The following is a 14086-nucleotide window of genomic DNA, read 5'->3' as shown; positions in this document are numbered from 1 at the left end:
AACCTTATTTTCAACGATCGTTATGACCCAGATCCCTGTCAGGGTCAATCAGGTCCCGCACCTTCTGTTTGATCTGTTTAGGTTGTGGAAAACCGCCATCTTTCTTCCTTTCCCATATTTCTTCATTATTCAGCCTGATCTTAAACACCCCGCCGGTACCGGGTTGCAACCGGACTTCCTGCAGGTCCGTCGCAAAGGTACTCAGCAGCTCCTGAGCCAGCCAGGCTGAACGAAGCAGCCACTGGCACTGGCTGCAATACTGAATTTCAATCACTGGTTTTGTTGGCATTCTTGTATTCCTTGGGAGTGTATACCCCGGGTTGTATTCCCTGAAATCCGTTCAGCCAGAACATAAAGCGGGTTCAGGTAAACGTCAATGGTGCTGCAGTTGGCCGAGTTGCAAATTGCAAGCTTCAGAAATTGCTATAAAATCCAGCGCGGTTTGAATGTTTGAGAATTAAGGTAGACCAATGACGGATATAGTCACTCCAGAGCTGGAACAGTATTGTCATGAAATGACCGGGCAGGAGTCGGCTGTATTGCAGGCTCTGGCGCAGGCCACCCGTGACCGGACCCGCTACCCGGATAATATGTCCGGTCGTCTGGTCGGCCAGACACTGAAAATGCTGACAGCGATCAGTAACGCCCGGCGGGTTTTGGAAATTGGCATGTTTACCGGTTATGCCGCGTTGTCGATTGCCGAAGCATTGCCTGAGGACGGCGAAATTATGTGCTGCGAAAGTAACCCGAGAGCCATTGCTATTGCAGAGGAGTTTTTTGAGCAGGCGGGCTTATCGCACAAACTGAACGTTTTGTTTGGCATGGCACTGGAGACGATTCCCACCATTGAGGGGGAGCTGGATATGGTGTTTATTGATGCCGACAAAAAAAAGTATCAGGACTATCTTGAAATGACGCTACCCATGGTGCGTCAGGGCGGGCTGATTATTATTGATGACGCTCTCTGGAAAGGAAAGGTTCTGGCTCCTCAGGATGAACGGGCGCAGGCCATTGCAGACCTGAACCAGCATATTTGTGAGCGCAAGGATGTGGAGAATGTGTTACTGCCTGTCCGGCATGGCCTGAATATTATTCGAAAGCTATAACAAAGCTATAACTAAGCATTGTTTAAGACCCGGAGGGAGAATGATCTACGAAGTGAACTGCATGATCCCCCAGTCCCGGCAGGATGAATTTCTTGCCTGGCTGGAATCGCACGTCAAACAGCTACTCAGGATTGACGGATTTGAAGATGCCACGATTTCCCGGCTGCAGGAAGATGACCGCCTGCCTGAAGCACACGTTGGTTTCTGTGTTCAGTACTTTCTGGAGGATCAGTCTGTCTTTGACCGTTACATTACAGATTATGCGCCAGCCATGCGGGAAGACGGTGCGAATCGTTTTGGCAGTGATCTGAAAATTTACCGCCGCCTGATGTCCAGACCCGTATTTTCCAGTTAATCCCCTGCTGCTGAGCGGGCGTTCTTGTCATTGTCCGGGACTTTAACTTTACGAACTGAATCCGATAAAGGTATTACACAGTAGGTTCCGGATGATTCATTTGTGAGTAAGCTCATTCATTTAATGCTGCTGCCTGTTCTTGTTGTCAGTTTGCAGCTGTCCGCCGCCAGGGCAGCAGAAGCCTGCGACTGTCCTGGTGACAAGGTCATTTTCGGTCTTTATGAAACAGCCACTCTGGAAGATATTCAGCAGCTTAAAGTCTCAACATTAATCGATACCGGAGCGACCACCACGTCCCTTGATGCCCGAAATATAAAAATGTATGTCAACCGCAAGGGGCGTCGCTGGGTTTATTACGATTTTTACCATAAACCGAGTGGAAAAACCGTGTCCATGCACCAGCCTGTCAGCAGGGTTGCGCGGGTCATTACCCACTCTGGTTCTCCAAAGGAACGGGCTGTCGTTCGGAATACTATCAGTATCGGGTCAACCCGTCATTTACTGGAAACCTCATTGATCAATCGCGGCAATTTTCCTCAGCAGCTTCTGATTGGCAGGAACTACCTTAAAAAATCAGGGCTGGTTGATTCGGCAAGATCGTATCTTCAGAGCAGGAAGCAATAACTATGAAAAACGAATGGTATAAAAAAGCTGCCGCATTCATCGTGACCCTGCTATTGAGTCTGACAGTTTATGCCGGGCCGGTTATTCATCGTGCTGTAGAGCCAGCCCAGATGTTGCTGGACATTACATTAAAAGAGAGCAGCCTGACACTGTATCTGACCATTCCAGCCTCTGCATCTTCCCTGCTGGTTACCAATCATGAACATAAAGACATTGTTAACTTGTTAACCGAAACTCAGGATCTCTGGCTTCCGGACACCGGTGCCGGGTGTACCCTGAGCAGTCAGAGGGTATTTCATAGCGAACACGAGGCCGCTGAAGAGATGCTGGGGGACATTCAGGGTTTTTATGATTTTAACTGTCTGAACCCACAGTCCCTGCATTCTATTCGTCCCAATGTTCTCAATACGTTGCCGGGTTTGAAGCAGCTGAATATCTGGCTGACCACCGATAGCTGGCAAAACAAGCAATCACTGATACTGCCGGGTGATGGCAAAATTGCCATAAAGCCCGGTAGTTGATCAGGCAGGGAGCGACCATCGTGAAAAACTCCGTGAGCGACAATCCGGCTGTCAATATAAAAGACCTGAAACTGGCCTTTCATGGCTACAACAGTATTGATATACCTTCTCTGGAAATCCACAGTGGAGAAATCATTCTTCTGTTTGGAGAAAACGGTTCGGGGAAAACAACACTGTTCCGGTTATTGTCTGGTTTATTGAGGCCGGATTCGGGAGAGCTTCAGGTTCTGGGTCATGATCTGAATAGAATGAGTAGTCGTGCAAAAGACTATTTTCGTGGTGACCATATAGGTTATGTCTTTCAAAACTCGAATCTTATGCCCTATTTAACCGCCCTTGAAAATATTCTGCTGCCCTGTGGCTTTTCTTCCCGCAAGCAGAAAATTGTCGACAGCGGGGAAATGACCCGGGAGTACGAAGCTTATCAACTCATGGCCAAGTTAAAAGTAGAAGACCCTGCACGTCTGCGCCACAAAACGTCTCAGCTCAGCAAAGGCCTGCGACAACGCATTGCGGTTGCGCGCGCCCTGATTGGCAACCCCAGCCTGATACTGGCTGACGAACCAGCGTCGGCTATGGGCAGTTACAGTCAGCGTCTGGTTTATGAGCTGATGATAAACCATGCCAGAGAGACCAACGCCACCCTGATCTGCATCAGTCACAATAAAGAGATGGACCCTCTTTTTGACCGGCGACTGAATATGAAAGACATCAACATAAGTGCGGAGACTAACCCATTATGGTAATTCTGCAACTGGTTAAAAAAAGTCTGGGTCGGCGTAAGGTGAAAGCACTGGTATCCATGGCTGGACTGGCCTTAAGCCTTGCTCTGCTGCTGATGCTGGTGCATGTAAAAAACAGTGTGTTTAACACTCTGGAGCGTGTAACAGGGCAATCAGACCTTATAGTTGGCGCGCCTTCCCAACCTGTACACCTTGCGATGTACGGGTTGTTCAGAATGGGTAACACGCCACCGGCTATCAGTTTTAACGTGTATGACAATCTCCGGGTGCATCCGGAAGTCTCTGCTGCGATACCGCTCAGTATGATGGAAAGCCATAAAGGGTTTTCCGTGACGGGTACCACCAACGTCCTGTTTGATTCATTTGATCCAGCCGGTCCACTGGCTTTTGCGTCAGGTGGTGGTTTTACTCAGGCAGCCAGTGTCGTATTAGGGTATGAAGTAGCGCAGCAGACCGGATATAACATTGGAGAAATGATTACCATCGCCAAAGGGTCAGAACCGACCATAGAGGACGAATATCAGGAACTGTTTACGATTACAGGAATACTGTCTTCTACAGGCACTGTACTGGACAACAGCTTTATTGCCTCTCTGAATGATCTGGCTTCAATTCGGGGACGCTTTAATAATGAACCGGACAAAGCCGATGGCATTAACCTTATTCTGGTACGGCTGCATAACCGTCAGGCTTTGTTGCCTTTGCAGCGTGAGATCGGACAACAGTTTTCAGAGCCGCTGGAAATAGTGATACCCGATCAGGAGCTGGCCTTTATCCAGCGAATCAGTAACCGCTTTGGCAGTCTGATGATTGGTATTGTTATGCTGACGGCTGTGATGGCATTAATCACAGTGTTTTTCAGTGTCAGCAGTAATCTGTCTGAACGTCGCAGTGAGATAGATACCCTCAGGATGCTGGGTGCCCGCTCGCATCAGGTTATTGTTGTCGGGCTTCTGGAGCCGGTGTTGATTATTTTTCTGGCGACCGTGGTCGGCTTCCTGCTGTTCCAACTAGCGGCTTCTGGTGCTGAGTCACTGCTGCCGGAAGAGTGGAAGTTATGGATGACTGAGCGCCCGGTATCTTTTGGGGAAGTGAAATTTTTATTATTTATCCTGCTGACAGGTTGCCTGCTGGCCTTTGTTCAGGCATGGAAATCAGCGATCGAGCCGGTTCGCCAGCCTTCGGAAAGGAGGTAACTAAACGACACGGTTCTGTTTCACTGAAACTCCCTCCTGATTATTTCCTTCCTGTACACACTTAGGCTGTTTGTATTTCGTACGCGCGAATAAAAAAGATACAAAGCTTTGCTCTGGTCTCAGTTGATTGATATTGTTACATGTGCTTGGTCGTATAAAAAGCAGGAATAGCTGTAAAACAATAATATTTTCGAGCATGGATGTTTATGAACCCCGACCATCTCAGTTCAAAACTCTTTTACGAGGGTGCCTGTGGTGCTTTGGCTACCGGCAGTGACACCAAACAGGATCAACTCGCTGCTCCGGGACCTCCAAAACTTAATATTCTGCGGACAGGAACCTTCCGGCTACTGAGCAGCTTTCTGCTGGCAGGTCTGGTTGGTATTCAGGCACAGGCCAACCCCCTGGGCGGAACCGTGATTCATGGGGATGCTTCTTTTACTGATAACGGCAATCACTTAATCATCAATCAGGGTTCTGATCGCGCCATTATTAACTGGCGGGACTTTTCTATTGGTCATGGTGAAATCACGACCTTTAATATGCCCTCAAGCAGTTCTGCTGTACTGAACCGGGTTTTCGGAGACAATCTCAGTACGATATTCGGAACCCTGAATGCCAATGGTCAGGTCTACCTGATTAATCCCAACGGCATTGTAGTGGGTGCTGACGGGATGATTAATACCCAGAGCTTTATGGCGTCCACCCTTGATGTCAGCGATGCCCGGTTTATGGAAGGCAATGACCTGCTGTTCAGTGGTAACAGTGATGCGACCCTGATCAATATGGGTACGATTGCAGCGGATGGTGGTGATGTCTTCCTGATTGCCCGCAAAGTCAGCAATGAAGGTACCATTACCGCAACCGATGGCACAGTTGGCATGGCAGCAGGTCAGGAGATTTTACTGACCCGTTCCGGCGATCAGCGGCTGGCGGTAAAACTGGGCGGTGAAGGCAGCTCCGTAGACAATGCCGGACATATTCAGGCGATTCAGGCTGAGCTGAAAGCGGTTGGCAATAACCCTTATGCTCTGGCAGTAAACAACAGTGGTCTTATACAGGCCAATGGTGTTGAGGAAAAGGCTGGACGAGTATATCTGTCTGCCACAGGCGGAACAACCAGCGTGTCTGGCAGCATTATTGCCAGTGGCGGAGAAGTTCAGGTTCTTGGTGATCATGTACAGCTTACGGATTCAGCCCGTATTGACGCCAGTGGCAATGAAGCCGGAACCATTCTGATAGGTGGTGACTTTCAGGGTAAGGGAGATCTTCAAACCGCACAAACCACCACCATAGAAGCAGGCGCACAGATTAGTGCCGATGCCCATGCTGGCGACGGTGGCCGTGTTATTGTCTGGGCTGATGGTGATACACATTTTGCCGGTGAGATCAGTACCAGAGGGGCTGAAGGCAGCCGTGGCGGCTTTGTGGAAGTATCCGGTAAGCAGAACCTGAAGTTCAGAGGCGATGTTGACACCGGTGGCGGAACCTTGTTGCTTGATCCAACCAATATTGTGATTGGTGATGGCGCTGACGATACGATGGATTCCGAAACCCCTGATCGGGTTGATTGATGATAACCATGTGGTTCTTAATACCAAAACGGGCGGAGTCGAGTCGGGAGATGATGTTGGTAATGATGAAGGTAACATCACTGTTAACACCGATATTATTTATGGTTTCGAAAACGCAGATGACATTGGCACCACCTATGACCTGACATTCCTCGCTCATAACAATATTTATTTCAATGCATCGGTACAGAATAGAGACAGGAATGGCGGCGATATTAATATCGTGTCAGGTTGGGATGGTTCAACAGGCTTTAATGTTGATACCTTCAGCAATGCAAACCTTGAAAGTACCACGCTTTTCGGTAACAGCAATGGAGGCATTGGCGGTTCTGTCTTTATAGGTGATGGTAGTCAGACCGAGGGAATTAATGTTGGTTCCCGCAGCGGAACGACACGGATTTATGCTAACAACCTGACGCTTAATGGCGGTGGGACTAATGGCCATGCACAACTAGGTTTCAGAGCAAGAAATCAGGGTGGGAATTACAAAGTGCATGGCGATATTAATATTTCCGCCAAAGGAGATATTAATGCCATAGCGGGTTCGAAAGATGCCTATGTCCAGATTGGTCATGTAGGAAGGGACTTCAGGGGCGGGAAAGATGATGTTATTGAAGAGGCAGTAGTCGAGAATTCTGATATTAACTTGCGGACACTCGGTAATATAACTTTTGAAGGTGGTGACGGTAGTGAGGGTGCTTACGCCCTGCTTGGACATGGTGGTGAAAATGCCAGCGGTGATTTCTCCGGTAATATCACTGTTGAACAGTCAGGCGACATTCACTTCGCCGGTGGAAGTGGCGCACACGGCGCTTATGCACAGCTTGGCCATGTAGGAAATGAGCCTGGTACAGATGAAAGCATTACCAGCAACTTCAGTGGTTCAGGCAATATTGATCTTGTCGATGTAGGTTCCATTATATTCGAAGGAGGAACCGGAAAAACCTCTTACGCACAGTTAGGACACGGTGGTGAAAATGCCAGCGGTAACCATACTGGCGATATTACCATTACTGATGCGGGGGACATTACCTTTAACGCTGGCAGTAATGCCAATGCCTACGCCCAGCTGGGTCATGGTGGTGAAGATGCTCATGGCTCTCAGTCCGGCAAAATTACTATTCTAAAAGCAGAGAACATCGAATTTACGGCAGGGAGCGACAGCGAAGATGCTTACGCCCAGCTGGGTCATGGCGGCAGGGCGGGACCTGCCAGCAAAAACCGTCACACCAGTACGCTTTCCGGTGATATTACGATCGAGCAGGCAGGCGATGTAAGTTTTACCGGTGGCAGCGAACGGTTTAACTACGCCCAGCTCGGTCACGGTGGCGCAGAACTGTCCGGTGTCTTCTCAGGCGATATCTCTTTGAACGACGTTGGCAATGTTTCCCTTACCGGAGGCAGTGGCAATAATACTTATGCCCAGATTGGTCATGGTTCAGGTCAGAGTAATTATAATCATGAGTTCGACGACAAAGCTTATGGCACACGGCAGGGCAATATCACCATCAACTCTAGGGGTGAAATTACCACTCTAAGCGGTATCTATGATGACGTAGACGATGCCATTGATCACGATACGGCAGCGGTTATCGGGCATTATTCCAGTGGCGTATCAGCTGAAGAGGTCGGCAATCCGGTTTCTGACAGCAATGTCACCATTACCGCAACAGGCTGGAACGTAGACAACGGTACCAGTGTATTTGGTGAAGATATCAGCGCCATGCTGGCAGCCGCTATGGCTGGAGGAAATGTCGGGATTAGTCTGACCGACACCAGCTTGCGGTTGGGCAACACGAGTGCGCTTAACTACGACAGCAGCAATGACCTGACATTGCTGGTTCGGAACGATATCCACTTTGATGCCTCCTTACAAAACAGCAATGAAACTGGCGGCAATATTAATGTTGTTGCGGGTTGGGATGCTGCTACAGCATTTGATGCGGAAACCTTTGATAATTCAAACCTTGAAAGTACCACTCTTTTCGGTAACTCCAATGGAGACAGCAGCGGTTCTGTCTTTATAGGCGACGGTAACCAGACTGCTGGCATCAATGTCGGTTCCCGCAGTGGAACAACAAGGGTGTATGGCAATAACCTGACGCTGAAGGGAAGTGATACCAATACTGATGCTAATGCTCAGCTGGGTTACAAGGTCAGTGACCAGGGGGCTGATTACATCGTATCCGGTGATATTGATGTTTCCCTCAAAGGAAACCTTGATGCTACCGCAGGTTCCGAAGCAGGCAGTTATGTCCAGGTTGGTCATGTCGGGAAAGATGTTGGCGGTTGGGACAGCGCCATAGAAGCTAAGGTAAATGGCGCAGACATCACCCTGAGGGCGCTTGGCAGTCTGAATTTCCAGAGCAGCAGTGGCGATGGTACTGATGGGGGAGGTACCTACGGTTCTTACGCTTTACTTGGTCATGGTGGTGAGAATGCCAGTGGCGATTTCAACGGTAATATCACCGTTGAACAAGCAGGGGACATTAACTTTACCGGCGGAGCTTCAAAGCATGGTGCTTTTGCCCAGCTTGGTCATGTAGGAAATGAGCGGATTAACTTTAACGGTTCTGGCAATATTGATCTTGTGGAGGTAGGTTCAATCACCTTCCAGGGGGGAACAGGAATCACCTCCTACGCCCAGCTTGGACACGGTGGCGAAAACGCTATCGGCACCCATTCGGGCGATATCACAATAGGTACGGCTGGGAACCTCACGTTTACCGCAGGCAGTAATGCCAATGCCTACGCCCAGCTCGGACATGGCGGAGAAGATGCCAACGGCACACAGTTCGGGAATATCACCATCAATGAAGCTGGCGATATTCAGTTTACCGGAGGAAGTGCCGGTGAAGATGCTTATGCCCAGCTGGGGCATGGTGGCAGAAGTGGTCCCGTGGGACGTAATGTCAGTGACCTTTCCGGCAGTATCACAATTGGTCAGGCCGGAAATATAGGGTTTACAGGGGGAGAGGGTCGTTTCAACTACGCCCAGCTTGGTCACGGTGGGGCAGAACTGTCCGGTGGTTTCTCTGGCGATATCTCTTTGAACGACGTTGGCAGTGTTTCCCTTACCGGAGGCAGTGGCAATAATACTTATGCCCAGATTGGTCATGGTTCAGGTCAGAGTAATTATAATCATGAGTTCGACGACAAAGCTTATGGCACACGGCAGGGCAATATCACCATCAACTCTAGGGGTGAAATTACCACTCTAAGCGGTATCTATGATGACGTAGACGATGCCATTGATCACGATACGGCAGCGGTTATCGGGCATTATTCCAGTGGCGTATCAGCTGAAGAGGTCGGCAATCCGGTTTCTGACAGCAATGTCACCATTACCGCAACAGGCTGGAACGTAGACAACGGTACCAGTGTATTTGGTGAAGATATCAGCGCCATGCTGGCAGCCGCTATGGCTGGAGGAAATGTCGGGATTAGTCTGACCGACACCAGCTTGCGGTTGGGCAACACGAGTGCGCTTAACTACGACAGCAGCAATGACCTGACATTGCTGGTTCGGAACGATATCCACTTTGATGCCTCCTTACAAAACAGCAATGAAACTGGCGGCAATATTAATGTTGTTGCGGGTTGGGATGCTGCTACAGCATTTGATGCGGAAACCTTTGATAATTCAAACCTTGAAAGTACCACTCTTTTCGGTAACTCAAATGGAGCCAACAGCGGTTCTGTCTTTATAGGCGACGGCAATCAGACAGCAGGCATCAGTGTTGGCTCCCGCAGTGGTGCTACACGGGTGTATGGCAATGACCTGACGCTGAAGGGAAGTGATACCAATACTGATGCCTATGCCCAGCTGGGTTACAAAGTCAGTGACCAGGGGGCTGATTACACCGTATCCGGTGATATTGATGTTTCCCTCAAAGGAGGCCTTGATGCCACCGCCGGATCTGAGGCAGGCAGTTATGTCCAGATTGGCCATGTAGGGAAAGATGCCGGACGCTGGGAGAATGACAGAGAGGCAACGGTAATCGGTGCAGACATCACCCTGAGGGCGCTTGGGGATCTGAACTTCGTAAGCAGCAGTGGAGACGGCACTCCTGAAGGCGGCACTTATGGTTCTTACGCCCTGCTTGGACACGGTGGTGAGAATGCCAGTGGCGATTTTAACGGTAATATCACTATCGAAAAAGCAGGGGACATTAACTTTACCGGCGGAGCTTCCAAGCACGGTGCTTTTGCCCAGCTCGGGCATGTGGGGAATGAGCGAGGCAACAGTGATACCAACAACTTTAACAGTTCCGGTGATATCCACCTCGTGGATGTAGGTTCAATAGCCTTTACCGGTGGAACCGGTTTTACTTCCTACGCTCAACTTGGGCATGGCGGTGAAAACGCCAATGGTACCCATGCTGGCAATATCACCATTACAAAGGCAGATGACATTACGTTCAGTGGCGGAACGGAAAGAAATGCTTATGCCCAGCTTGGACACGGTGGGGAAGACGCCAACGGCAATCAGTCCGGCGATATTACGATTACGAAAGCAGGAGATATCCGGTTCACTGCCGGGGAAAGCGGTGATGATGCCTATGCCCAGCTAGGCCATGGCGGAAGAAGTGCGCCCCCTGTTGGTAGTAATAGCAGTTACGCCCGTCCTGACAGTGTGCTTTCCGGCGATATCACCATTGAAGAATCGGGGAACCTTGAGTTTACTGGAGGCGGTGGTCGCTTCGCTTATGCCCAGCTTGGACATGGCGGTTCTGAGCTTTCCGGTAATTTCTCCGGCAATATCAGCCTGAACGATGTTGGTAATGTCTCTATTGTCGGGGGGAATGGTAATAACAGTTACGCCCAGATTGGCCATGGCGCTGTTCACGACAGTGTCAACCGCTTTAAAGACCCCGCAAAAGAGTTTGAACACGATGACGATAAAGCCTATGGCCTGCGTCAGGGCAATATTATCATTAACTCAAGGGGTGAAATCTTAACCCGCAATGGCTTCCATGTAACCACTGATCCCAGTAACACTGAAAGTCACGCCACCACTGCAGCGATTGGGCATTCTTCCAGCGGCGTATCAGCTGAAGAGGCCGGCAACCCGGTTTCCAACAGCAATGTCAGCATTACCGCAACAGGCTGGAACGTAAACAACAATACCAGCGTATTCGATGAAAGTATCAGTGCCATGCTGGCAGCCGCCATGAATGGAGGTAATGTCAGCATTAACCTGACCGGCAGTGACCTGCAGCTTGGAAGTGCGCTCAATTACACCAGTAACAATACATTGCTGCTGCGCAGTGAAAATGGTGATGTCATTCTCGGTAGTGGCGCAGGTGTGAATAATGCGGGTACTGGTGATCTTGTTCTGGCTGGTACGAACTTCCATAACGACTCGGGCAGCGGCGCTCCCCTGAACAGTAATGGTCGCTGGATGGTGTATTCCACGAATCCGGTTGTAAATCGTAACAATACCATCACCGATGAAATTTTGGCTTATAGCACTGTTTTTGATCCGCAAAATCCTGTTCTTTCGGGAAATGGCAGTGGATTTATCTATCAGTCTGAGCAACCTGAAGAGCCTCAGGACAACAATAGTGGACAGCTCCTCAATAATACGATTTCTCAGGAGTTTTCAGGAACCAGCGGTGCTGCCGCAGGCGGAGGTGGGGTCTCGGTTTCTTCAGATTTGAGTACAGGCTCGCCTGTTGAGTTCGAAGCTGAAAATACTGAAGTAGCTCCGGAAGAAACCGCTGGCAGCGGTGAGTCACCCACTGAATTTGAAATGGAAAATACCGAGGAAGCTCCCGGAGAGATGGCTGAAAGCAGTGAGTCATCTGAAACTACTGATCAGGGCAGCAGTGCTCAGGACAGCACTCAGGAAGAATCCCAGGGTAGTGACAGTGCCGATGCAGGTGATTCCGGTGACTCAGATTCATCAGAAAGCTCCAGCGAATCAGAAAGCTCCAGTGAATCGGATGGCTCCAGCGAATCAGATGACTCCAGTGGATCAGATGACTCCAGTGAATCAGATGACTCCAGTGAATCAGATGACTCCAGTGAATCAGATGACTCCAGCGAATCGGATGACTCCAGTGAGTCGGATGACGAAGACGACGACGAAGATGAAGAAGAAAAAGAAGAAGACAGCGAAGGTGGCAATGATGAATAAAACATTGCTTGCAACATTGTTCGCAACATCGTGCCTGTCGATGCTGGCATCGAATACAGCTCGCAGTGAAGAGCTGTATGAGCCAAGCCTTCCGGAATCTACCATGCCTGAAAGGCTTCTGGAGGTATTGCCGGAACCAGACACAGCCACAGGCAGTGACAAGGTTGTACTCAATGCATTAAAGGGGCTGGTGTTTCACGGCTCCCCCGATACTCTGCTGACTGATGGTTGGCAGGGGGAGGTCGGTGTGGTGATGGACCGGGTTGATATTCCCGGTGACCAGCAGGCTCTTCTTGCAGAACTTAAGCCCTACCTTGGTCAGCCACTGACCTTTGCCGGGCTGAACGATATTCGTCGTCTGATGGAAAACTGGTTCAGTCAGCATGATTTACCGGTGATTCAGGTGATTGCCCCGCCGGGGCAGGATATTACCTCCGGGGTGGTACAGTATGTGGTAGTCACTGGCCGGCTGGGTGACATCAGGGTTGAAGGTGCTAAATATAATGATCCGGGGAGGTTGGTCAGATCACTGGGGCTGAGTTCTGGTGAATTGCTGTCGTCTAAAGTCCTGAATGATAACCTTGGCTGGCTCAACCGTGACCCGTTCAGGGAAGTCAGCGCCCTGTTGGCAGCGGGGGCAGAGTTTGGTCAAACCGACATTATTCTTAACGTGGAAGACCGGCCTCCCCGACGATTCTATACCCGTTATGAGAACAGCGGTACACCCACAACTGATCTCGATCGCTGGATCGCCGGTTTTAATCTGGGCAACCTCTGGCAGCGAGACCACCTGTTCAGCTACCAGTACACCAGGGCTTTTCATAGCAAGTATCTGCAGGCACACGCTTTTGACTATCAGGCACCGCTTTCCTGGCGGCATATAGTGGATTTCTCTGGCGCTTACGCTGAATCGAAGCCCGAAGGGCTTAACAGCTTTAACCAGCAGGGAAGAAGCTGGAGACTGGGAGGCAACTACACCATTCCTCTGTCAGGTAGTGACCGGCTTCGACGTCATGAGTTAAAGCTGGGCTATGTCTTCAAACGGGGTAACAGCGACCTGGAATTTGGTGGCGTTAATGTCTTTTCATCCGATACGGATGTTTCCCAGTTCGAAATCGGTTATCTGCTGGGTATTCTCGATCCTTATGGGTTGACCGAGATTAATCTCAGGGCTGTGGTCAGTCCCGGTGGCATGACCCGGTACAATGATGACCATGACTACCAGCAGGCACGGGCAAACGCCTCTGCCGATTATCAGTATGCCCGCCTGAGCCTCAAGAGGCAGACTCCATTGCCTATGGATTTGGTCTGGCAGGCCGAGCTGAATGTTCAGGGAACCGGAGACAGCCTGTTACCTACTGAACAGATGGCGGCAGGTGGTTATTCAACGGTACGTGGCTACGACCAGTTTGCTGTTCTGGGTGATCAGGGGTTAATTCTACGCAATGAACTGCGCAGTCCCGCCCGGTCTCTGCTGGCGGAGCAGTCAGGCCTTCAGGATCAGGTGCAGCTACTAGCCTTTTACGACTACGCCACCCTTGGTAACAACAACCGGCTCGCAGGCGAACGGGCTACCAATCTGGCTTCGGCAGGGCTTGGGTTAAGGTACAGTCTTGACCGTTACCTGACTGTGCGCCTTGATTACGGCTGGCAGTTGCTGGAAGTCAGTCCGGGTGTTGGTCGTGGGGAACAGCTTCATGCTGCCATTGAGCTGAGCTACTGAAATCATAGGGGGACTGCAATGCAGTTCCCCTATGGTTACCCCTCTGCGTAGCTGCCTGCCGGTTATAAGCATGGTCAAAATCAATCTTGCCACCCTCCCTTA

Annotated in this window: 10 protein-coding genes; 9 read left to right on the top strand and 1 reads right to left on the bottom strand. The window is 50.1% G+C overall.

From position 1 onward, the window contains the following. Positions 1 to 10: 10 nt before the first annotated feature. Positions 11 to 289: an Rdx family protein gene (locus V5J35_RS02750; RefSeq protein ID WP_354009796.1), complete on the bottom strand. Its 279-nt coding sequence runs from the start codon at positions 287 to 289 to the stop codon at positions 11 to 13. Positions 290 to 470: 181 nt separating this feature from the next. Here V5J35_RS02750 and V5J35_RS02745 point away from each other — a divergent pair, with 181 nt between their 5' ends. The 9 genes from V5J35_RS02745 (at position 471) to V5J35_RS02705 (ending at position 13984) form a co-directional block, all read left to right on the top strand. Next, on the top strand, positions 471 to 1106 hold the full coding sequence (locus tag V5J35_RS02745) for an O-methyltransferase (RefSeq protein WP_354009795.1): 636 nt from the start codon (positions 471 to 473) through the stop codon (positions 1104 to 1106). Positions 1107 to 1146: 40 nt separating this feature from the next. After that, positions 1147 to 1461, top strand: coding sequence for a DUF4286 family protein (locus V5J35_RS02740; protein WP_354009794.1), 315 nt, complete (start codon positions 1147 to 1149; stop codon positions 1459 to 1461). Between the two features lie 102 nt (positions 1462 to 1563). Continuing rightward, positions 1564 to 2085: an ATP-dependent zinc protease family protein gene (locus V5J35_RS02735; protein WP_354009793.1), complete on the top strand. Its 522-nt coding sequence runs from the start codon at positions 1564 to 1566 to the stop codon at positions 2083 to 2085. A 2-nt stretch (positions 2086 to 2087) separates the two neighbouring features. Then, entirely contained in the window at positions 2088 to 2606 is a 519-nt protein-coding gene (locus V5J35_RS02730; RefSeq protein ID WP_354009792.1) for a ZrgA family zinc uptake protein, read from the top strand. A gap of 20 nt (positions 2607 to 2626) precedes the next feature. After that, positions 2627 to 3352 carry an ABC transporter ATP-binding protein gene (locus tag V5J35_RS02725; protein WP_354016257.1) on the top strand — a complete coding sequence of 242 codons (726 nt, stop codon included), beginning with the start codon at positions 2627 to 2629 and terminating at the stop codon, positions 3350 to 3352. Next, a complete protein-coding gene (locus tag V5J35_RS02720) occupies positions 3346 to 4545 on the top strand; it encodes an ABC transporter permease (protein ID WP_354009791.1) in 1200 nt (399 codons plus the stop codon). Before V5J35_RS02725 ends, V5J35_RS02720 begins: the two co-directional genes overlap by 7 nt. 206 nt (positions 4546 to 4751) lie before the next feature. Continuing rightward, complete coding sequence (locus V5J35_RS02715; RefSeq protein WP_354016256.1) at positions 4752 to 6119, top strand: two-partner secretion domain-containing protein; 1368 nt, start codon at positions 4752 to 4754, stop codon at positions 6117 to 6119. Continuing rightward, complete coding sequence (locus tag V5J35_RS02710; protein ID WP_354016255.1) at positions 6070 to 12261, top strand: beta strand repeat-containing protein; 6192 nt, start codon at positions 6070 to 6072, stop codon at positions 12259 to 12261. The genes V5J35_RS02715 and V5J35_RS02710 overlap by 50 nt, the downstream gene beginning before the upstream one ends. Continuing rightward, positions 12215 to 13984: a ShlB/FhaC/HecB family hemolysin secretion/activation protein gene (locus V5J35_RS02705; RefSeq protein ID WP_354009788.1), complete on the top strand. Its 1770-nt coding sequence runs from the start codon at positions 12215 to 12217 to the stop codon at positions 13982 to 13984. The genes V5J35_RS02710 and V5J35_RS02705 overlap by 47 nt, the downstream gene beginning before the upstream one ends. The last annotated feature ends 102 nt before the right edge of the window (positions 13985 to 14086 follow it).

It is taken from the genome of Endozoicomonas sp. NE40 (assembly GCF_040549045.1).
Classification (GTDB): Bacteria; Pseudomonadota; Gammaproteobacteria; order Pseudomonadales; family Endozoicomonadaceae; genus Endozoicomonas_A; species Endozoicomonas_A lisbonensis.
This window is presented reverse-complemented; position numbering and strand designations above follow the sequence as displayed.